14 protein-coding genes are annotated in these 20,496 nt (G+C 70.5%); 6 read left to right on the top strand and 8 right to left on the bottom strand.

Annotated elements, in window-relative coordinates:
* Positions 1-3 precede the first annotated feature (3 nt).
* The gene (locus MFF22_RS01650; protein ID WP_238247375.1) at positions 4-939 is read left to right on the top strand and encodes a dihydrodipicolinate synthase family protein; all 936 of its coding nucleotides are present in this window, start codon (positions 4-6) and stop codon (positions 937-939) included.
* 314 nt (positions 940-1,253) lie between these two features.
* On the opposite strand, the gene MFF22_RS01645 is transcribed toward MFF22_RS01650, so the two are convergent.
* A complete protein-coding gene (locus MFF22_RS01645; protein ID WP_238247374.1) occupies positions 1,254-2,513 on the bottom strand; it encodes an efflux RND transporter periplasmic adaptor subunit in 1,260 nt (419 codons plus the stop codon).
* A gap of 241 nt (positions 2,514-2,754) precedes the next feature.
* On the opposite strand from MFF22_RS01645, the gene MFF22_RS01640 reads away from it, so the two are divergent.
* From MFF22_RS01640 to MFF22_RS01625, 4 genes are all read left to right on the top strand, one after another.
* The gene (locus MFF22_RS01640) at positions 2,755-3,981 is read left to right on the top strand and encodes an oxalate decarboxylase family bicupin (RefSeq protein ID WP_238247373.1); all 1,227 of its coding nucleotides are present in this window, start codon (positions 2,755-2,757) and stop codon (positions 3,979-3,981) included.
* 72 nt (positions 3,982-4,053) lie between these two features.
* The gene (locus MFF22_RS01635) at positions 4,054-4,377 is read left to right on the top strand and encodes a hypothetical protein (RefSeq protein WP_238247372.1); all 324 of its coding nucleotides are present in this window, start codon (positions 4,054-4,056) and stop codon (positions 4,375-4,377) included.
* A gap of 88 nt (positions 4,378-4,465) precedes the next feature.
* Positions 4,466-5,743 carry a phosphoribosylamine--glycine ligase gene (gene purD, locus MFF22_RS01630; protein WP_238247371.1) on the top strand — a complete coding sequence of 426 codons (1,278 nt, stop codon included), beginning with the start codon at positions 4,466-4,468 and terminating at the stop codon, positions 5,741-5,743.
* Between the two features lie 317 nt (positions 5,744-6,060).
* Complete coding sequence (locus MFF22_RS01625; protein WP_503128770.1) at positions 6,061-7,473, top strand: MFS transporter; 1,413 nt, start codon at positions 6,061-6,063, stop codon at positions 7,471-7,473.
* A 142-nt stretch (positions 7,474-7,615) separates the two neighbouring features.
* Here MFF22_RS01625 and cysG read toward each other — a convergent pair whose 3' ends face one another.
* The 7 genes from cysG to MFF22_RS01590 all read right to left on the bottom strand — a co-directional run bounded on the left by cysG (position 7,616) and on the right by MFF22_RS01590 (position 19,464).
* A complete protein-coding gene (gene cysG, locus MFF22_RS01620) occupies positions 7,616-9,085 on the bottom strand; it encodes a siroheme synthase CysG (protein WP_238247370.1) in 1,470 nt (489 codons plus the stop codon).
* Positions 9,086-9,288: 203 nt separating this feature from the next.
* Positions 9,289-11,943 carry a nitrate reductase gene (locus MFF22_RS01615; protein WP_238247369.1) on the bottom strand — a complete coding sequence of 885 codons (2,655 nt, stop codon included), beginning with the start codon at positions 11,941-11,943 and terminating at the stop codon, positions 9,289-9,291.
* A gap of 296 nt (positions 11,944-12,239) precedes the next feature.
* Positions 12,240-13,844 carry a sulfite reductase subunit alpha gene (locus MFF22_RS01610; RefSeq protein WP_238247368.1) on the bottom strand — a complete coding sequence of 535 codons (1,605 nt, stop codon included), beginning with the start codon at positions 13,842-13,844 and terminating at the stop codon, positions 12,240-12,242.
* Positions 13,841-15,631 carry a NirA family protein gene (locus MFF22_RS01605; RefSeq protein ID WP_238247367.1) on the bottom strand — a complete coding sequence of 597 codons (1,791 nt, stop codon included), beginning with the start codon at positions 15,629-15,631 and terminating at the stop codon, positions 13,841-13,843. The genes MFF22_RS01610 and MFF22_RS01605 overlap by 4 nt, the downstream gene beginning before the upstream one ends.
* Positions 15,632-15,642: 11 nt before the next feature.
* Positions 15,643-16,911 (bottom strand): NAD(P)/FAD-dependent oxidoreductase, encoded by a 1,269-nt coding sequence (locus tag MFF22_RS01600; protein ID WP_283206148.1) that lies wholly within the window; start codon positions 16,909-16,911, stop codon positions 15,643-15,645.
* A gap of 896 nt (positions 16,912-17,807) precedes the next feature.
* On the bottom strand, positions 17,808-18,824 hold the full coding sequence (locus MFF22_RS01595) for a CmpA/NrtA family ABC transporter substrate-binding protein (protein WP_238247365.1): 1,017 nt from the start codon (positions 18,822-18,824) through the stop codon (positions 17,808-17,810).
* A gap of 52 nt (positions 18,825-18,876) precedes the next feature.
* Positions 18,877-19,464, bottom strand: a complete 588-nt coding sequence (locus tag MFF22_RS01590) for an ANTAR domain-containing response regulator (protein ID WP_238247364.1) — start codon at positions 19,462-19,464, stop codon at positions 18,877-18,879.
* 272 nt (positions 19,465-19,736) lie between these two features.
* Between MFF22_RS01590 and MFF22_RS01585 the strand changes: the two genes are divergently transcribed.
* Positions 19,737-20,378: a hypothetical protein gene (locus MFF22_RS01585; RefSeq protein ID WP_238247363.1), complete on the top strand. Its 642-nt coding sequence runs from the start codon at positions 19,737-19,739 to the stop codon at positions 20,376-20,378.
* Positions 20,379-20,496 lie beyond the last annotated feature (118 nt).

The following is a 20,496-nucleotide window of genomic DNA, read 5'->3' as shown; positions in this document are numbered from 1 at the left end:
CTCATGCCCCTGACCAGCGACATCCGCGGCGTCGTACCGATCGCCCCGACGCCGTTCCACCCGGACGGTCGGATCGACGAAACCTCCCTCGACCGGATGGTGGACTACTTCGAGGGCGTGGGCGTCGATGGGCTGACGATCCTCGGGCAACTCGGTGAAGCCGGTAAGCTCGACCATGCGGAAGGCACCGCCGTCGCCCGGCGGGTGATCGGCCGGACGCGGCTCCCGGTCATCGTCGGCGTGACGGCGCCGGGCTTCGCGGCCATGCGCTCCCTCGCCCGGGACGTGATGGAGATGGGCGCGGCCGGTGTGATGATCGCGCCCCCCAACACCCTACGCACCGACGATCAGGTCGCCGCCTATTTTCGCAATGCTGCCGAGGCGATAGGGCCGGATGTTCCCTTCGTGCTTCAGGATTATCCGCTGACCTTCTCGGTGGCGATGACCCCCGCCCTGATCCGCCGGATCGTCACGGAGAACCCCTCCTGCGTGATGCTCAAGCACGAGGATTGGCCGGGCCTTGAGAAGATCACCACCCTGCGTGGCTACGAGCGCGACGGGTCGATGCGGCGCATCGCGATCCTGGTGGGGAACGGCGGCCTGTTCCTCGACTTCGAGGCTGAGCGCGGCGTCGATGGCGCCAACACCGGCTACGCCTTCCCCGAGATGCTGGTGGACGTGGTGCGCCTCACGCGGGAAGGGCGCCGGGACGAGGCCCACGACCTGTTCGACGCCCACCTCCCCTACCTTCGCTACGAGCAGCAGCAGGGTCCGCTGGGGCTCGCCGTGCGCAAATACGTCTTCAAGCGTCGGGGGATCTTTGCGTCCGATGCCCAGCGCAAGCCTTCCCAGAACCTGACGCCCCAGGCGACGGAGGAAGTGGAGTACCTGCTGGCACGCCTCGCGCGGACGGATCCGCGGGCCCGGCTGCCGGGCTAGGGCAGCGACCGATTACGTTGAGGCGGCCCCCAGCCTCTCACCTCATCCTGAAGTGAAGATCTGGAGAAGGCTTGCTGAACCACCTCGTTCGGGTGCGGCTGTAGGCATTTCCTGTGTTCCGTGGATCGCATCATCTCCACGGTCTTTGCGAGCGAAGCGAAGCAACCCAGGGATCCTGAACATCCTGAGAAGTTCGGCTGCCCTGGATTGCTTCGCTTCGCTCGCAAAGACGGAGAGGCTGCAACAGGGAGGAAGCGATCCGCACCAATCATGGCGTCGACCCCGTTCGGCCAGGGCCGTCGCGACCGGCCGCGCTACGTGCCCGCCTTTGCCTCCTTGCGCGGCGCCGCGGGATCGCCGTCGCGGAGGGAGGCCGGGGGGCCGACCACCACCTGCTCTCCTCCCTCGAGGCCGGCACGGAGTTCGAGGCCCGTATCGCCCTGGCGGAGGATCGACACCCGGCGCATCCGCACCACGAAGCGATCCCCTTCCCCGGCGGGTTCGACCACCGCCACCTGGGTGCCCCCCTGGTCGAAGATCAGGCTGTCGTTGGGGACGCTCACCACGGGGGTCGGCCGGGGGATCGACAGCGTCACGGTGATGTAGAGCCCGGGCTGGAGTTCGTGGGTCGGGTTGGGGATGTCCACCTGCGTCACGAGAATGCGCGAGGCATAGAGGAGCGCCGCCGAGGAGCGGGACACCGTGCCGGGGAAGACCTTACCGGGGATCTGCGCCACCTCGATCCGGGCGTTAAGCCCGTCGCGCACCCCGTCGGCAGCGTAAAGCGGCACGTTCACCGCCATGCGCAGGACGTCGTCCCGGGCGAGGGTGGCCAGCGGAAGGCCCGTGTTGGTGTCGGCCGTCACCGCGTCGCCGATGTCGTTGTTGCGGGTCGTGACCACCCCGTCGAAGGGCGCGCGGATCTCCTCGAATCCGGTGAGCACCTTCAGCCGGGCCACTTGCGCTTCCTGGGCGGCGATGTTGGCCTCGGCGACCTTTACCGCCGCCTGGGCGGCGGAGAGGTTGGCCGACTGGGTGAGCACACCCGCCCGCGCCGTATCCGCGGTCTGCGCGGTGGCGATGCCCGTGCCGGCCAAAGTCGTGGTGCGCTTGTTGTTGACGTCGGCGAGATGGCGGTTGGCCTCGGCCTGATCCACCATCGCCTTGGACTGGGCGAGGGCCGCCTGAAGCTGCACCACCTGCGATTGCGCCTGTGCCAGTTGCTGGTCGAGATCCGGCGCGCTGATGCGGAACAGCAGGTCGCCCTTCCTGACCCGCGATCCGATGTCGATCAGCCGCTCGGCGATGTAGCCCGTCGCCCGCGGGTAGAGGCTCGCCGTGTCGAAGGCCTGGGTGGTGCCGGTCTGGGTGAGGTCCAGCGTGTCGCCCGCCCGCTTGGCGGTCGCCACGCGCACGGAGACGGGACCACGGGGCGAGGGCGCGCTGGAGACCGCAGCCCGGGACGGCTCGGACCACGTGCGGTAACCGACGAAGCCGGCGCCGGCCACGGCGATCAGGACGAGCCACCGTGTCCCACGCCATGCCGGCTGGCCGGCTGCATCCTGGTCTGCCATCCGTTCCCGCCGGTCCCAAGCCCGTGGATCATGAATACAGTGCACGTGTTTCCGTGCGGTTTCCACACGGGTGCAGGCCGCTGCCGCAGGCCGTGTCGCGGGCTTAACGCACGAAGCAGGCCTGAAGTCCGGCGGAGGCCGCGGCGATTTTGCGCCCGCTCGAACCAGGCGCGGGTTTCGCCGGTTTTCGCGGTCGCACGGGTGAGCCCACCCGGCTGAGTAGCGACTGACGGATTCCCCTATGAGAGACATGTCCCGACGCGGCCTGATCGCCGCCGCGGCCGGCACTGCCCTGGCGGCCTCGCCGGCCGGGGCGCAGGCGCCCTCCCCGTCCGGGCCGGTGCCGGAGCGCGGCCCGAAGGGCGCGGACATCCTCGGCCCCAAGAACCCGCAACGGGCAGCGGAGGAACCCAACACCGTCGCGCCGCCCGCTACGGACCACGGCACCATGCCGAACCTGAAATGGTCCTTCGCCGACAGCCACATGCGGCTGGAGGTCGGCGGCTGGGCCCGCCAGACCACGATCCGCGAGTTGCCGATCTCGAAGGCGATGGCCGGCGTGAACATGCGCCTCAAGGCCAACGCGGTCCGGGAGATGCACTGGCACAAGGAGGCCGAGTGGTCCTACATGATCAAGGGCCGGGCGCGGATCACCGCCGTGGACCAGGACGGGCGCACCTTCGCCGACGATGTCGGGCCGGGCGACCTCTGGTACTTCCCCTCCGGCATCCCCCATTCGATCCAGGGCCTGGACGGTCCGGATGACGGCTGCGAGTTCCTGCTCGTCTTCGACGACGGGGCCTTCTCGGAGGACTCGACCTTCCTGATCACCGACTGGATGGCCCACACCCCGCGTGAGGTGCTGGCGAAGAATTTCGGCTTGCCGGAGAATGCCTTCGACGGGATTCCTGAGAAAGAGCTTTATATTTTCCCCGGCCCGAAGCCCGGCCCGCTGGCCGACGATAAGCTCGGCGGCGCCGGCCCTGTGCCCAAGTCCTTCAGCCACCGGATGCTTGCCCAGGAGCCGATCCGCACGAAGAGCGGCACGGTGCGGATCACCGATTCCTCGATCTTCCCCGCCTCGGCCACCATCGCGGCGGCGCTCGTCGAGGTCGAGCCCGGCGGGATGCGCGAACTCCACTGGCATCCGAACGGCGACGAATGGCAGTACTACCTGTCCGGCAAGGGGCGGATGACGGTGTTCGGCTCCGAATCGAAGGCCCGCACCTTCGATTATCAGGCCGGGGATGTCGGCTACGTGCCCTTCGCCATGGGTCACTACATCGAGAATACGGGCAACGAGACACTGACCTTCCTGGAAATGTTCAAGAGCCCGCGCTACGCCGACCTCTCGCTCACCCAGTGGATGGCACTCACGCCGCATGCCCTGGTTCAGGCCCACACGAAGATGGATCGTGCCGAGATCGACGGCCTGCCCACCATCAAGCGTCCGGTCGTGCCCGGTTGACGCGCCCCGGAACCGGGGGTGGCGGCGACGCGTCGGTTCGGTAACACTGACATCGTCTTTCAGGAGACACCGATGCGCGTCCGCTTCCCCCTGGGCCTTGTCGCCCCCGGCATCCTGGCTCTCGGCACCCTGGTCCTGGCCGGCCCGGCCTCGGCCCAGGTCCAGCAGTCGAACCCCAATGCCGCGAACCAGTCCTTCGCCATCCAGAGCCAGTTCCGCAGCCTGCAGCAGCAGCAAATCTCGAACTACAACACCCTGAACATGCAGGCCCAGCGCAACGTGCAATACAACCCCTCGCCGGTTTACCCCGGCGAGTACGGGATCATCGCTCGCCCGTCGCACCGGGGCGGCCGGAGCCATCGCGGCTTCAACACGAGCATCTGCACCGGCTGCTGAGCCGACAGACTGGGACGGGACAAGTTCGGGAAGGGTCTTTTCTCACGGATACGATCGGTTCAGAACCGGGTGCGATGATGGCTCGGACATGAAAATCCTCCTGATCGGATCCGGCGGTCGCGAGCATGCGCTCGCGTGGCGCCTCGCGCAGAGCCCCCTCTGTACCCAGCTGTTCACGGCCCCCGGGAATCCCGGGACCGCCCGGCACGGCACAAACCTGCCTGACCTGCGGGTGTCCGACCACGGGGCCATGACCGCCTTTTGCCGGGCCGAGCGGATCGGCCTCGTCATCGTGGGGCCGGAGGCACCCCTGGTGGCGGGGCTCGTCGACGACCTGAGCGCCGCCGGCATCCGGGCCTTCGGCCCGACCCGCGACGCTGCACGCCTGGAGGGCTCGAAGGGCTTCACCAAGGATCTCTGCGCCGAGTACGGCATCCCGACCGCCGCCTTCGCGCGCTTCACCGATCTGGACCGGGCCCTGGCCTATGTCCGCGAACGCGGGGCGCCGATCGTCGTGAAGGCGGACGGCCTGGCCGCCGGCAAGGGCGTCACCGTCGCCGAGAGCCTGGATCAGGCCGAGGACGCCCTCCACGCCCTCTTCGCCGGACCGGGCGCGGAGGTGGTGGTGGAGGAGTGCCTGTTCGGGGAGGAGGCCAGCTTCTTCGCCCTGTGCGACGGCACCCGCGCCATCCCCGTGGGCACGGCCCAGGACCACAAGCGCGTCTTCGACGGCGACCGGGGCCCGAATACCGGCGGCATGGGCGCCTACGCCCCCGCCGCCGTCGTCACGCCGGAGATCGAGGCCCGGGTGATGGCTGAGATCATCAACCCGACCCTGGCGGGCATGCGCGCCCGGGGATGCCCCTTCACCGGCATCCTCTACGCCGGTCTGATGCTCACCGCCGACGGACCGAAGCTCATCGAGTACAACACCCGCTTCGGCGATCCCGAGGCCCAGGTGCTGATGCCCCGCCTCGCCTCCGACCTCGTGCCCGCCCTCCTCTCGGCCTGCGACGGCGACCTGACAGGCGTGACCCTCGAATCGGACCCCTGCCGCACGGCCCTCACGGTGGTGATGGCGGCAGCCGGCTATCCCGGGGCCGTGGTCCGCGGCTCGGTGATCCGCGGGATCGAGGCGGCGGAGGGCGAGGGCGTCCACGTCTTCCAGGCCGGCACCCGCGCCGAGGGCGACCAGATCCTCGCCGACGGGGGCCGGGTGCTCGCGGTCACGGCGCTCGGCGAAAGCGTCACCGATGCGCAGGCCCGCGCCTATGCGGCCGTGGCCCGGATCGACTGGCCGGAAGGCTTCTGCCGCCGGGATATCGGCTACCGGGCCGTCGCCCGTGAGGCCGAACCCCGCGCATAGCCGTCGGGCGAGCCCCGCTGTATACGAGAGTGTGCACCGGCATCCGGTGCGCTAAGTAGCTCTTCTCGTACCGCCCATCGCGACGCCCTGCGCCGCGCCTTCCGGGGCGGCTCCCCCCTTCGACGTCACACGCGCCCTCCGGACGGACGCACGGCGTCCAGGATGAGGCAGGACAGGTGCGCGCGATCGAACTGGCAGACGGGCCTGAGGCCCGGGCGGCGATCCCCGGCCCGGAGGCGGCTTCCGCCTCCAGCACCGGAGACCGCATCGAGAAGCGCCTCGACCGGCACGAGATCCGGGCCATCGTCGCCGGGCTCATGGCGGCGATGCTGCTGGCCGCCCTCGACCAGACCATCGTCGCCACCGCGATGCCCACCATCGGGCTCGAACTCGGCGATGCCACAAACCTTCCCTGGATCGTCACGGCCTACCTGCTCGCTTCCACGGCGGTCACGCCCCTCTACGGCAAGCTGAGCGACATCCACGGGCGGCGGGTGATGCTGCTCATTGCGATCACGGTGTTCAGCCTGGGATCCCTGGCCTGTGCCCTCGCGCCGACGATGATCGCCCTGGCGCTGGCCCGCGCCCTCCAGGGGATCGGCGGGGGCGGCCTCATCGCCCTGTCGCAGACGATCCTGGCCGACATCATGTCGCCGAAGGAGCGGGCCGGTTATCAGGTTTACATCGCGGGGGTGTTCGCCACCGCCTCCGTGGCGGGGCCGCTCCTCGGGGGCGTGCTGGCCCAGCATTTCCACTGGTCGCTGATCTTCTGGATCAACCTGCCCATCGGCTTTCTGGCCTTCCTCCTCACCAACGACAAGCTGAAGCTGCTGCCGCGCCACGAGCGGCGCCACCGCCTCGACTATCCCGGGGCGGTGCTCCTCGTGCTGGGCTCCACTGCCCTTCTCCTCGCCCTCAGCCGGGGCGGCGTCCACGAACCGTGGCTCTCCGTGCCGGTGCTGGGGCTCCTGGGGGCGGCCTTCGTGTTCAGCCTGGGCTTCGCCGTGCGGCTGATGACGGCGGCCGAGCCGCTGATCCCCACGACGGTCCTCGCCAACCGGATCGTGGCCTGCGCGACGCTGGCCGCCTGCTTCGCCATGGGCACCTTCATCGGCCTCACGATCTACGTGCCGATCTTTCTCGAAGGGGTGGTGGGGCTTACGGCGAGCCAGTCCGGCCTCGCCCTGGTACCGCTGATGGCCGGCACGGTCACGGGGGCCACCCTGTCCGGGCGCTCGATGCTGTATTTCCGGCACTACAAGCGGGTGCCCCTGGCGATGATGGGGGTGAGCCTCGCCGCCTGCGCGCTCCTGGCCGTGTATGGGCGCGACCTGCCGTTCTGGCTGATGGAGACGGCCCTGGCCTTCCTGTCGATCGGCCTCGGGACGATCCTGCCCCTCTCGACGATCACCATCCAGAACGCGGTCGCACCCCACCAACTGGGCATCGCCACGGCGGCGATGAACTTCTTCCGGTCGCTGGGCGGCGCGCTCATCGTGGCGGTGTTCGGGACCATCGTGCTCGGGGCGGCGGTGGGCGGCGGGGGGGCCGACGTCGAGAGCCTTCTCCGCGGTGCGGACCCGGCCCTGCTGGCGGCCACCTTCCGCCACGTCTTCATGGCGGCCTGCCTGTGCCTGCTCCTGGCCTTCGTCTTCCTCGCCCTGTTGGAGGAACGGCCCCTGGGCGAGCGACCGAAGTCGGCCGCGCGGGAGGCGACGGTGGGGGAGTGAGACGCTCCTCGGCATCCCCGAACGCCAAACCCGTTATTGCGAGCGCAGCGAAGCAATCCAGGGATCCGCCCCATAGTGGAGCGTCCCGCTGCCCTGGATTGCTTCGCTGCGCTCGCAATGACGATGAGGCGCTAGGACGCGGTCACACCGCCCGCCGTTCCTCGTCGGCCACCCGGCTCTCCTCCGCCTCGGCGAGCGCCCGCCCGACCATCAGCAGCGCCGGCCCTTCGAGCCCGGCCGCCTCGACCCGGTGGGCGAGGTCGGCAGCGGTGCCCCGGACGACGGCTTGGTTCGGCCGGGTGGCGTTGAAGACGAGGAGGGCCGGCGTCCCGGGCGCGAGGCCCTCGGCCACCGCCCGCTCGAGGAGCGCGCCGAGCGTCCGCTTGGGCATGTAGACCACCGTCGTGACGCTGGAATCGCCGAGCGCCGACCAGTTCAGGTCCTCCGGCAGGCCGCCCTTGCGGTCGTGGCCGGTGACGTATTGCAGGCGGCGTGCGGCGTCCCGGTGGGTCAGGGACAGGCCGAGCGAAGCCGCCGCACCCTGTGCCGCCGACACGCCGGGCACCACCGTGACCGGGATGCCGGCCTGCCGGCACGCCTCGATCTCCTCCCCCGCCCGGCCGAAGACCAGCGGGTCGCCGGACTTCAGCCGCACCACCTGCTTGCCCGACTTCGCGAGCTGCACCATCAGCGCGTTGATGTCGTCCTGGCGGCAGGAGGGGCCATGGCCGGTCTTGCCGACCAGCATGGTCCGCGCCTCGCGTCGCGCGTAGTCGAGGATCGCCGGGGCGACGAGGTCGTCGTAGAGGATCACGTCGGCGTTGCGTAAGCTCCGCAGGGCCTTCAGCGTCAGCAGTTCGGCATCGCCCGGCCCGGCGCCGACCAGCGTCACCGCCCCGCCCTTCGGCGCCGCCTCGGTCTGGCCGAGGAGTTCGGCGAGGTCGGCCGGCGCGGGTTCCCGGTCTGGCTCGGCGAAGGCGCGCTCGGTGAAGCGCTCCCAGAAGAAGCGCCGGTCGGCGAAGCCGGGGAAGCGGCCCGTCACCTGCTCCCGCCAGTCCCGGGCGGCGGCCATCCAGCGACTGAACCCGCGGGGCAGCATCGCCTCGATCCGGGCGCGGACGGTCTGGCCGAAGACCGGGGCGGCGCCCTCCGTCGAGATGCCGACCACTAGGGGCGAGCGGTTGACGATGGCGCCGAACTTCACGTCGCAGAGATGCGGCCGATCGACGGCGTTGACGATGGCGCCGGTTCCCCTTGCGGCGGCGACGAAGGCGACCGCGTCGGTCTCGTCTTCCATTGCGCCGACGCAGAAGACGGCGCCCCAGAGGTCATCCGGCGTCCAGTGGCGCTCGTGCAGGGTGACCTGCCCGTCCACGATCTCGCCAGGCACGGCGCGCAGTTCATCTGAGGGCTCGGCGGCGTAGACATCGACAAGCGCGCCCGCGGCGGCCAGCACCTTCACCTTCCACGGCGCCCCGCCGGAGGAGCCGGCCAGCACCACCCGCTTGCCGCGGAGGGGCACGAAGACCGGCAGCACCGCCAGCGGTTCCAAGCCGGCGGTGGCGGTCTCGCGGGGGGCGCGGGCGGGGCGGGGGGTGGTTGGGTCGACCATGGTCCGTTGTATCGTTCAATCACGGACATCGCGAAACAGCGCGAGTCCTGAAATCCTCGCCGTCATTGCGAGCGGAGCGAAGCAATCCAGGGGCGGCGGGCCGCCTCCGAATATGGTGCTTCCCTGGATTGCTTCGCTCCGCTCGCAAAGACGGGTGTTGCATCCCGCCGAGACGCGGGCGTCGGAGGATTGTCTACCACCAATCACGCCGCTTTTGCGGTCTCCACGGTCAGCAGCTTGCGGATCTCTGGGATGCACGAGCCGCAATTCGTGCCGGCCTTGCAGGCGGCGCCCACCGCCTCGACGCTGCCGGCCCCGGCGCGGATCGTCGCGGCGATGACGTCGAGCCCGACCCCGTGACAGGCGCAGACCACCGGCCCCGCCGCCTCGGTGGCGGCCCGGCCGGACAGGAGCGCCCGGCGCTCAGCCGCCTCCGGCTCGTCCGCCGCGAAGAGCGCCTTGGCCGCCTCCCAATCGGGCCGGGCGTCGGAGGGCGCCACGGCGATGCTCGCCACGAGGCGGGAGCCATCGTAGACGGCGCAGCGGTAGCGGCCCCTCGCGTGGTCGGCATACTCGGCAAGCTCCAGCCCGCCGGTCTGGATGAGACCACGCAGCGCCAGGGCGACCTCCCGCGACCCGTCCTGGGTGGCGAACTGCACGCCCCAGCCGCCGGGGATCGCGGCCTTGGCCCACCACCAGCCCTCGGGCATCGGTACCTCGGTGCGCGACAGGACGAAGCCCCGCGCCCGGTAGGCGACCGCCTCGATGGCGGCGGGCGTCGCCTTCAGTTCCGGCTGGCCGGAGACCGGGTCCGGCACTCCGCGCACTAGCGCCCCGACCCGGGCCGCGGAGGCGTAGGCGGCGTTCCAGTGCATCGGCATGAACAGCTGGCCCGTCGCCACCGCGTCGGTGACCATCACCTCCAGCTCGGCGCTGCCGTGGACGGTCGAGACCCGGGCGATGCCCCCCTCGCTCAGGCCCCTTGCCGCCGCGTCCTCCGGGTGGATCTCCACGAAGGGCACAGCCCGGTGGGCCGAAAGGCGCTGGCTTTTGCCGGTGCGCGTCATGGTGTGCCAGTGGTCGCGGACCCGGCCGGTGTTGAGCACGAACGGGTGGTCTCCCCCCGCGGCCTCGGCGAGGCCGGGGGGCTGCACCGCCACGAACCGGGCGCGTCGGTCGAAGGTGTAGAACCGCCCGTCGGCGAACAGACGCGGCTTCGGCCCGCCGCGCTTGGGTAGGGGCCATTGCACAGGCCCGGAAGCCGCATAAGCGCTGTCGGCGATGTCGGTGAGCCCGCCGAGGTCGAAGTCCCGGGTGCCGCCGTTCTCGTAGGCCGAAAGGCCGGCATGCTCCCGGAACACCGCCGCGACGCTTGGCCAGTCGAACGCCTTGCCGTGGCCCAGGCGGCGGCCGACCTCGGCGAGCACCGCCCAGTCCGGCCGGGCCTCGCCGGGGATCGGCAGGAAGCGGCGCTGGCGGGAGATCCGCCGCTCGGAATTCGTGACCGTGCCGTCCTTCTCGCCCCAGCCCTGTGCCGGCAGCAGCACCGTGGTACGGGCCTTCTCCCGGGCGGTGTCGGCGTTGGCCATGATGTCGGAGACAACCAGCAGGTCGAGGCCGCGGATCGCCTCGCGGACGTGGTCGGCCCGGGGCATCGAGACGATGGGGTTGGTGCCCATCACCCACAGGGCCTTGATCCGGCCCGCGCGCACCGCCTCGAACAGGGCGACGGCCTTCATGCCCTCGCCGGTGATGATCCGCGGGGCGGCCCAGTAGCGGCGGACCCGGTCGACCTCTTCGGGGGCGAAATGCATGTGGGCGGCGAGCATGTTGGACAGACCGCCGACCTCCCGCCCGCCCATGGCGTTAGGCTGGCCGGTGAGGGAGAACGGCCCCTGCCCCACCCCGCCGATCCGGCCGGTGACGAGGTGGCAGTTGATGATGGCATTGCCCTTGTCGGTGCCCTGCACCGACTGGTTCACGCCCATTGAGAAGGCGGTGACGACCCGCCGGGTCCGGGCGAACAGGTCGTAGAAGGCGGCGATGTCGGCCTCCGCCAAGCCCGTCGCAGCGGCGGTGGCCTGGAGGCTCGGGGCGATCTGGCGGGCGCGGTCGAGGGCGCCGTCGAGGCCCGCCGTGTGCTCCTCCACGAAGGCCCGGTCGCTGAAGCCGTTCTCGGTGAGGTGGACGAGGAGACCGGAGAACAGCGCCACGTCGCTGCCGGGCTTGAGCCCGAGGAACAGGTCGGCCTCCTGCCCGGTCTGGGTGCGGCGGGGGTCGATCACCACGAACTTGGTGCCGCGCTTGGCCTTGGCGTCGGCCATCCGGCGGAACAGGACCGGGTGGCACCATGCGGTGTTCGAGCCGACGAGGACGATCAGGTCCGCCTCGTCGAGGTCCTCGTAGCAGCCGGGCACGGTATCCGAGCCGAAGGCCCGGCGGTGGGCCGCCACCGCGCTCGACATGCACAGCCGCGAGTTGGTCTCGACATGCGGCGTGCCGACGAAGCCCTTCGCGAGCTTGTTGGCGACGTAATAATCCTCGGTGAGCAACTGGCCGGAGAGGTAGAAGGCGACCGATTCCGGCCCGTGGGCCCCGGCGATTCGCTGCAATTCCGCCGCGACGGTGCCGAGCGCCGCGTCCCAGGAGACCCGCTCGCCGTTAAGCTGCGGGTGGAGCAGCCGGTCGTCGAGGGACAGGGTCTCGCCGAGCGCCGAGCCCTTGGAGCACAGCCGGCCGTAGTTGGCCGGGTGTTCGGCGTCGCCGGCGATCGCCGCGCCGCCCTTCCCGTCCGGCGTCGCGAGCACGCCGCAGCCGACGCCGCAATACGGGCAAGTGGTGCGGACCTCAGCGGTCATGGCGGGTTCCTCGGGTGTGGGTCTCGTCGGTGAGGCAAGAGGCGGGCCGGGCCGTTTCTCCCCTCTCCCCGTCTTGCGGGGAGAAGGCCGCGAACTGGCTCCCACCCTCCCCCTCATCCTGAGGTGCCCGCTTGGCGGGCCTCGAAGGAGGGCTCCAGGGATCGCGGAGCCTTCTGGAGCCCTCCCTCGAGGCGGCTTCGCCGCACCTCAGGATGAGGAGGGAGATTGGGATCGGCCGTGTCCGCCGACACCGGCGTTGGGCCCCTCTCCCCGCAGGCGGGGAGAGGGGATACCCGTCAGTACACGTCCGCCTGATACCGCCCGGCCTTCTTCAGCGCGCCGAGATAGGCGACCGCATCCTCCGGGCTCTTGCCGCCGTGCTGGGCGGCGACATCGATGATCGCCCGCTCCACGTCCTTGGCCATGCGCTTGGCATCGCCGCAGACGTAGAAATGCGCGCCGCCTTCGAGCCACTTCCAGAGGTCGGCACCGTTCTCGCGCATCCGGTCCTGGACGTAGGTTTTTTCCGATCCGTCCCGGGACCACGCCAGCGACAGGCGGGTCAGCACCTTGTCGTCCCTCAGCTTCGTCAGCTCGTCCTTGTAGAAGAAGTCGCTCGCCTGGCGCTGGTGGCCGTAGAACAGCCAGTTCCGGCCGGGCGCCTGGGTCGCCGCGCGCTCGCGCAGGAAGGCCCGGAACGGGGCGATCCCGGTGCCGGGGCCGCACATGATCACATCCTTCGACAGGTCCGCCGGGAGGCCGAAGCCGTGGGCCTTCTGCAGGTAGATCTTGACCCTGGTCTGCTCGGGCAGGCGCTCGCCGAGATGGGTCGAGGCGACGCCGAGGCGCAGCCGGGAGCGGTGGTTGTAGCGCACCGCGTCCACCGTCAGGGACACCCGGCCCGCATCCATCTTCGGCGAGGACGAGATCGAGTAGAGCCGGGGCTGCAACTCATCCAGCGCCTCGAGGAAGACCTCCGCATCCGGCCTCGCCCCGGGGAACTTGTGCAGGGCGCCGAGCACGTCGAGATAGGCGGCATCCCCGTCCGGGTCCTCGCCGGAGGCGAGCGCCTGCGCCTTCTTGCGCGCCGCCCCGGAGGTGAGCAGCGACAGCAGCTGGTAGAGGTTGTCCGGCGCGGCGCCGAGCGCATAGTTGACGAGCAGGTGGTCCCGCAGCGTCCGCTCGCCAATCTTTCTCTCCGGCCGGGCGCCGAGTTCGGCGACCACCGCATCGACCAGCGCCGGGGCGTTGGCGGGGAACAGCCCGAGGGAATCGCCGACCTCGTACTGGATCGGCGTGCCGTCGAGGCCGATCTCGATGTGCCACGTCTCCTTCTCGCCGCCGGGCTCGTTGAGGCGCCGCCGGGAGAGGAACAGGGCCTCGACCGGGTTCTCGCGGCAATAGCCCAGAGGGCCGAGGTCCGGGGCCTTGGCCTCGGCGGCGGCCGCGGCGGCGGCAGCCGGAGCGGAGCCGCCGGCCGCGCCGAACTCCTCGTCCAGCTTCTTGAGCATCCGCATCGTCTCCTTGCCGCCGGGCTGGCAGAGGTTCAGACGCGCCTCGTTCTTGAGGAAGATGGCGTTGGCATAGTCGGCGCAGTTGTAGCCGCACTGGCCGCAATCCTGCTGCGCCATGGCGGCCATCAGCTTCTGGGCCTCGGGCCGCTCCTTGGCGAGGTCCATGCGGTCGGGCAGGGGCATCGACGGGTCGTGCCAGGGCGCGTCGTCGTTGTCGGCGAGCTTTGGGCCGGAGGCCGGAGCCTCGCCGGGAGCGAGCGCGGTCGCCCCCTCGACGGCCGGGCCGAGCAGGGCGGCGAAATAGCCGGAGAGCCACGCCCGCTGGTCGGGGTCGAACGGGGCGGTCTCGGGGATCAGGACGAGCGGGGGCGAGACATGCTGGGTCATGCGGCTTCCCTCAGGGCGGGTTCGGCTTCGGCGGCGGCGCGCAGCGCCTCCGGGCCGGTCCGGGCGGTGAATTGCTGGAAGGTCTCGGCCTTGTCGCTGCGTCCGGCGAGGTAGGTGCGCAGCAGCGCCTCGACGCGCACGGGTGCATCCTCGGCCTTCACCGCCTTCCAGATCTCGGTGCCGATCTTCGGGGTCTCGGCGAAGCCGCCGCCGACCACGATGTCGTAACCCTCGACGGTGTCGCCCTCCTCCGAGACGACGACTTTGGCGCCGATCAGGCCGATATCGCCGATGTAATGCTGGGCGCAGCTATGGTGGCAGCCGGTGAGGTGGACGTTCACCGGCACGTCGAGCTCCTTCACCGTGCGCTCGACATGCTCGGCGATGAGTATGGCGTGGCCCTTGGTATCGGAGGCGGCGAACTTGCAGCCCCGCGCGCCTGTGCAGGCGACGAGCCCCGCCCGGATGCCCTCGGCCTTGATCGACAGGCCGAGTTCCGACACCCGCCGCTCGACTTCCTCCAGCTTAAAGTCCGGCACGCCGGAAAAGATAAAATTCTGCCAGACGGTGAGACGGATCTGACCGTCGCCGCAATCCCGGGCGATGGCCGCCAGCGCCCGCACCTCGTCGCTCAGCATCTTGCCGACGGGCAGCACGACGCCGACCCAGTTCAGGCCTTCCTGCCTCTGCTTGTGGATGCCGACATGGGAATAGCGGTTCGTGGGCTTGCGGGGGGCGATGTGGGCGGGATCGACCCGCTCCAGCTTGCGCCCGAGCTTCTCCTCGACGGCGGCGAGGTACTTCTCGAAGCCCCAGGCGTCGAGGACATACTTCATCCGCGCCTTGTTGCGGTTGGTCCGGTCGCCGTTCTCGATGAAGACGCGGATGATCGCGTCGGCAACCTGATTGCACTCCTCCGGCTTCAGCACGACGCCGGTATCGCGGGCGAGGTCCTTGTGGCCGGAGATGCCGCCGAGCACGAGGCGCATCCAGATGCCGGGCGCCACCGTGGCGCCCTCCAGCACCTCGACCGCCTGGAAGCCGACATCGTTCGTCTCCTCCAGCACCGGCATGACGCCGCCGCCATCGAAGGCGACGTTGAACTTGCGCGGCAGGCCGTAGAGCGAGCGGTCGTTGATGATCCAGTTATTCCAGGACTTGGCGAGCGGCCGGGTGTCCAGGATCTCCTGCGCGTCGATGCCTGCGGTGGGGGAGCCGGTGACGTTGCGGATGTTGTCCGCCCCCGCACCCTGCGCGCCGAGGCCGATATCGGCGAGCCCATCGAGGAAGGGCTGGGCATGCTCGGGCGCGATCTCCCGGACCTGCAGGTTCGCCCGGGTCGTCACATGAACGTACCCGCCGCCATGGGCATCGGCGAGGTCGGCGACCCCGGCGAACTGCCAATGGTGCAGCACCCCGTTGGGGATGCGCAGGCGGCACATGTAGCTCACCTGGTTAGGCGCGACCCAGAACATCCCGTGGTAGCGCCAGCGGAAATTGTCCTCGGGCTTCGGAGCCTTGCCCTGCGCCGCCTCGGCCTTCAGCCGGTTGTGACCGTCGAAGGGGCTCTCGGCGCGCTTCCACTTCTCCTGCTCGCAGAGCTTGCCGCCGGCCTTCACCGTCGCGTCCTGGGCCTTGATGTGGATCGCATCCGGGCCGGTGGGCTCCGGGGCGGGGGCCCCGGCCCCCTGCCCTGTCGCCAGACCTCCGGTGATCCGCGCCGCGCCGATGCCCGCGGCGAAGCCTTCGAGGTAGCGCCGCTGCTCGGCGTTGAATTCATCCGCCATGCCTGGCCTCCTTAAGCCGCGAGGGGTTGGGGCGCCGGGCGCCCGAACATGAGATCGTCCACGTCGCCGACCGGATCACCGGAGCGGATCAGGGCCTTGCAGGCCGCCTGCTCGGCGATGTCGCCGACGAAGACTGCGCCCACGAGCCGGCCCTCCCGCAGCAGCAGCTTGCGGTAGAGGCCGGCGCCGGGATCGAAGAGGGTGACCGCCTCGGCATCGGCCGGGGTGTCCACGAGGCCGGCGGAAAAGACCGGGAGACCGGAGATCTTGAGGCTGGTGGAAAGATGCGTGCCGCGATACTCGCCCCCCTCCCCCGCGAGGTGGCGGGCAAGGGCGTCGGCCTGCTCGTAGGCGGGCTCCACGAGGCCGTAGACGAGGCCCCGGTGCTCGGCACACTCCCCGAGGGCGAAAATCCGCGGATCGGAGGTCGCCATCCGGTCATCGACCAGGATGCCCCGGTTGGTGGCGAGCCCCGCCGCCTGCGCCAGGGCCACGGAGGGGCGTACCCCCACCGACACGACCACGAGGTCGGCCGGAAGCACGGTCCCGTCCGCGAGCACCAAGCGCTCGACCTTCCCCTCGCCCTCGACGGCGGCGGTATCGGCGCTGAGGATCACCTTGACCCCCCGGGCCTCCATCGCCCGCCGCACCAAGCCGGCGGCCGGGTGGTCGAGCTGGCGCTCCATCAGCCGGTCCATGACGTGGAGCAGGGTCGTGTCGATGCCGAGCCGGGAGAGTCCCGCGGCGGCCTCCAGGCCGAGCAGGCCGCCGCCGATGACGATGGCCCTGGCATGCTGCACGGCGGCCTTCCGGATGGCCGCCACGTCGGCGAGGTCGCGGAAGGTGATGACGCCGGGCAGGTCCATGCCGGGCTTGGGCAGGCGGATCGGCAGGGAGCCGACCGCCAGAACCAGCCTGTCGAAGGGCAAGATATGGGTCTCGCCGACGATCGCGAGGCCGTTCTCCCGGTCGATGGCGGTGACGGGCGCCCCGGTGATCAGGCGGATGCCGTGGGCCTCGTACCAGTCGAGGCCGCGGAAGGCTGTCGCCCCCTCGTCAATCTCGCCGCCAAGCAACGAGGACAGGAGCACGCGGTTGTAGGCGGCCCGGGGCTCGGCCCCGATGCAGGTGACGTCGAAGCGACCCGGACAGCCCTCGGTGAGGTGCTCCAGGAATCGGAGGGAGGCCATGCCGTTTCCGACAACGACGAGCCGCTCGCGCGGTGCCCCGTCCGTCGCCCGCGAATCCGGCGTCGCGGTGTCCAAGCGTGGTGTCGGCATCGATCGGTCGCGTCTCGAACCTCAAATTCAGGGATCGTCGGCGGACCGCCCACGAAAAAGCCGCTGCCGGATGTCGTCCCAGGGCAGCCGGTCGGAGCCCCAGGAGAACCGGATCAGCGGCCTCGCTGACGGCGCTGCCCGTCGCCGTTGACGGACGCGCAGAGACTTGCAGGACGCGTGCCAAACGGTGGAAATCGTGCTTCTCGGATGGCTGCCGCTGTGCGTGGCTCCAGCCACGCTTCGGGAGCCCCCGTGAGGAGGACCTCTGTGCGATGCACAAAAAGCGGGCGGCTGACCGTTATGCGGTCAGCGATCGAAACGGGGAGCGTCGCCCGTAAGGGCTCGGCGGTCTTTCATAGGAGAAGGCACGGTGGGTCCGAGCCCGCACGCGGAAAGCAGACCTGGATCGCTTCACTGCGTTCGCAGAGACGACACGGAACGGCAGCCTTTATTGGGCACGGTTCCTCTGACGAGCCTCCGCCGTAATTACGAGCGAAGCGAAGCAATCCAGTCGTGCCACGCTGCCGGGCGGCGCGTTGGCCTGGATTGCTTCGCTGCGCTCGCAACGACGAGTTGAGCAGTTTCAGAGGAGCGTGGACAGCGCCACGAGGAGCCCGACCGTCGGCATGGCGCCGACGACGATAGCCCAATACCAGCCGCTCGGTGCGCTAAGGCGCCTGTTGTCGTTGGCCGCCCGGGGCGCGCGCTGGGCGCGTCGTCCCTGCCGGACGTAACGCTGCAATTCCACCCGTGGGGGAGGAGCTGGCGGGAGCGACGCTGCGTCGAATTTGCGGCAACCGGGCATGGTAGCGTCTCAACGGCGCAGACCCTCCCCTGTTCCGTGCGCATCACGCATGCTTTGGGGACGAGCCCATTGCCCGGCGCGTGGCACGCTGTCACACGCCCAAGAGGGCGGACGGATCGGGCCGGTAGATGGCCCTGGCGGCGAGGGCGATGCCGGGATCGTCGGGCAATTGCCCAGCCGCCGTCATCTGCGACAGGAGCCAGTCGAGGCGTTCGGGAACCCAGGCCTGGGCCGGGGCGCCGAGGCGCAGGGAGCCGAGGCGGGCGTTGATCCCATCGACCCCCTCCCGCCCGAAGGCGCGGGCGACGGCATCGATCTCCCGGTCGAGGTGGCTCCGGCGGCCGAGGCGGTGGGCGAGTTCGTCCCGGTGATCGGGATCCGCGCACCACAACCCGGCCCTGGCGACGGCCCGGACGAGGGGGGCATTGGCCACGCCGGCGCGGCCGGAGACGGCGAACACCTTTTCCGGCGCATCGGGGGCGATCTCGGCGCAGAGGGCCGCGATCCGCCCGACGCCGGCCGCCACCGCCACGTCGTTCCAGGGCGCCCCGGCACAGAACCCGTCCACGAGCCCCCGGGATAGGGCCTCGACCCCGTGCTGGGGCGGCACCACCACGGTGCGCAGGGCAGCCGGATCGAGCCCACCCGCCGCCGCGAAGAGCCGGACCTGATAGGCGTGGCACGAGAAGGGATGGACGATCCCCATGGTCAGCGGCCTGCCCGCGCGCCGCCGGGCGGCGGCGATCCTGGCGAAGGCCCTGGCGGCGCCGCGCCAGCCATCCGTGCCCTCTCCCGGGACCGCTTCCTCCGCCATCGCCTCGCAGAGGGCATGGGAGAGAGTGATCGCATTGCCGTTCAGGCTGAGGGGCAGGCCGACGACCACGTCCGAGGGCGGCCCCGACAGGCCCATGGCGCTCGCCAGCGCCAGGGGCGCCAGCATGTGCGCGCCGTCGAGATGGCCGAGGGCGAGCCGGTCCCGGAGGGTCGCCCAGGACGGCTCGGCGGACAGCTCAAGCTCGAGCCCCTCCTCCCGGGCGAAGCCCAGTTCCTGGGCCATGACCACGGGGGCCGCATCGCAGAGGGGGACGTAGCCGATCTGAAGTCTCATGGCTGCCCCTTTCGGAAGGAGGTGCACCCTTCCCACCGTCCCACCGCCGCCCTCATCCGAGAAGGTCCGCCGTGGTGACGATGGCCCTGGCGATGTCGGCGATCTTGCGCTTCTCGTTCATGGCCTTGCGCCGGAGCTGCCTGTAGGCCTCTTCCTCGGATAGGCCCTTGAGATTCATCAGGATGCCCTTCGCCCGCTCGATCAGCTTGCGGTCGGCGAGTTCGCCCCTCGCCTCCGAGAGCTCCCGCTGGAGCCGGGCGAAGGCGTTGAAGCGCAGGATCGCGATGTCGATGATCGACTTGATGCGCTCCGGGCGCAGGCCGTCCACGACGTAGGCGGAGATGCCCGCATCGACGGCAGCCTCCATCATTGTCGTATCCGAGCGGTCGACGAACATCGCCACCGGCCGCCCGGCATGGCGGGAGACGCCAGACATCTGCTCCAGGATGTCCCGGCTCGGACTCTCCAGATGGATCACCACCACATCGGGCTTGAGGGCGCTGACCCGCTCCTGAAGGTCGGCCGTGTCCGGCAGCACGACGATCCGCCCGATCCCGGCGGCGCGCAGGCCTTCTTCCAGGATGGCCGCGCGGGCCTGGCTCGGGTCGATCACGGCGACGGTGAGGCTCGATTCGGTCATCGCGGCCCGTTCTGGGGCGGGTCTTGCCCGATGCCCAGCGGGGGCGGGGCCACCGGCCGGGACGCAAGGGATGTGCCCCGGCCGAGCTTCTCGTGCTCTTCCCGCCGGGGTGTTGTTCCGCGGTTACCGCCACGCAATCATTCGGTCCAGCTTCTGCCGCAATGTCGCGGCCTTCTGACCGCCTCGGAGACGTTGAGAGGGTCGAAAAGCGGATGCGCGGGCCTGATCGTACTTCGGTGGAAACGCCGTGCCGGCCCCAGGACCGGCCCGCCATGGCGGATGCCGGCGGTCGCGTGACGATGCCGTTCCTTCCGACCCTCGTCACCGTCGCGCTGCTGGCGGCGGCCTCCGTCTACTGCACGAAGCAGGACACCCCTCCCCCGTCCGCCGCGCGGATGATCCCCGTATCCGGCACGCCGAGCCTCGCCATGACGGAGCCGGCCGCCCCGGCCGCCGGCCCGGCCGCCCGGCCCCCCGCCGTGATCGCCTTCTCGGAGGTCTTCCCCCTGACGGCGGATCCGGTGACGACCTCCGCCCTGCCGGCGATGCCGGCCAAGTCGGCGGGCGCCACCCCGGCGCCACGGCCGGCCCGCCGCCTCGCCGCCGCGGGGCGCCGCGGCTGCCTCGGCCGCCGTTGCCAGGATCCGACCGTCCAAGACGACCCCTTCAACCCGGCACGACCGTCAGCGGACCTATCCGGTGGGTCGCAGCAGCGGGGCCCATCCGCGCCCACCCCCTCGGCCCTGCCCTTCGCCGAGTCGGTGGCCGAGGCCATTGTCCCGGTGGCCCGGGAGGTCGGGGCCGGGATCGGCATGCGCGTGGAGCAGATCACCGGCGGTGCGACCGATCTCGTCCGCAGCGGGCAATCGGTGGTGAAGGGCTCGGTCTCGGTCATCGCCGACCGGCTGCTGTAGAGCGCCTTCCGGACGGATCGGCGCGACACGCGGTTTCCGACCGTCGTTCCGACCCATCCCCCCTCATCCTGAGGCGAGGCGAAGCCGTTTCGAAGGAGGGTCCCAGCGCGCGCTGCGC

Origin of the sequence: Methylobacterium persicinum, from assembly GCF_022179525.1 — a bacterium.
Taxonomy (GTDB): Bacteria; Pseudomonadota; Alphaproteobacteria; order Rhizobiales; family Beijerinckiaceae; genus Methylobacterium; species Methylobacterium persicinum.
Note: the sequence above shows the minus strand (reverse complement) of the source record. Positions and strands in the feature narration are given on the sequence as shown.

Bases quoted from the DNA above. Each gene is read 5' to 3' on its own strand.
- purD (WP_238247371.1), top strand. From the start codon at position 4,466: ATGAAAATCCTCCTGATCGGATCCGGCGGTCGCGAGCATGCGCTCGCG.
- MFF22_RS01645 (WP_238247374.1), bottom strand. From the start codon at position 2,513: ATGGCAGACCAGGATGCAGCCGGCCAGCCGGCATGGCGTGGGACACGG.
- MFF22_RS01625 (WP_503128770.1), top strand. From the start codon at position 6,061: ATGGCGGCGATGCTGCTGGCCGCCCTCGACCAGACCATCGTCGCCACC.
- cysG (WP_238247370.1), bottom strand. From the start codon at position 9,085: ATGGTCGACCCAACCACCCCCCGCCCCGCCCGCGCCCCCCGCGAGACC.
- MFF22_RS01595 (WP_238247365.1), bottom strand. From the start codon at position 18,824: ATGAGACTTCAGATCGGCTACGTCCCCCTCTGCGATGCGGCCCCCGTG.
- MFF22_RS01585 (WP_238247363.1), top strand. From the start codon at position 19,737: ATGGCGGATGCCGGCGGTCGCGTGACGATGCCGTTCCTTCCGACCCTC.
- MFF22_RS01605 (WP_238247367.1), bottom strand. From the start codon at position 15,631: ATGGCGGATGAATTCAACGCCGAGCAGCGGCGCTACCTCGAAGGCTTC.
- MFF22_RS01640 (WP_238247373.1), top strand. From the start codon at position 2,755: ATGAGAGACATGTCCCGACGCGGCCTGATCGCCGCCGCGGCCGGCACT.
- MFF22_RS01615 (WP_238247369.1), bottom strand. From the start codon at position 11,943: ATGACCGCTGAGGTCCGCACCACTTGCCCGTATTGCGGCGTCGGCTGC.
- MFF22_RS01600 (WP_283206148.1), bottom strand. From the start codon at position 16,911: ATGCCGACACCACGCTTGGACACCGCGACGCCGGATTCGCGGGCGACG.
- MFF22_RS01610 (WP_238247368.1), bottom strand. From the start codon at position 13,844: ATGACCCAGCATGTCTCGCCCCCGCTCGTCCTGATCCCCGAGACCGCC.
- MFF22_RS01590 (WP_238247364.1), bottom strand. From the start codon at position 19,464: ATGACCGAATCGAGCCTCACCGTCGCCGTGATCGACCCGAGCCAGGCC.
- MFF22_RS01635 (WP_238247372.1), top strand. From the start codon at position 4,054: ATGCGCGTCCGCTTCCCCCTGGGCCTTGTCGCCCCCGGCATCCTGGCT.
- MFF22_RS01650 (WP_238247375.1), top strand. From the start codon at position 4: ATGCCCCTGACCAGCGACATCCGCGGCGTCGTACCGATCGCCCCGACG.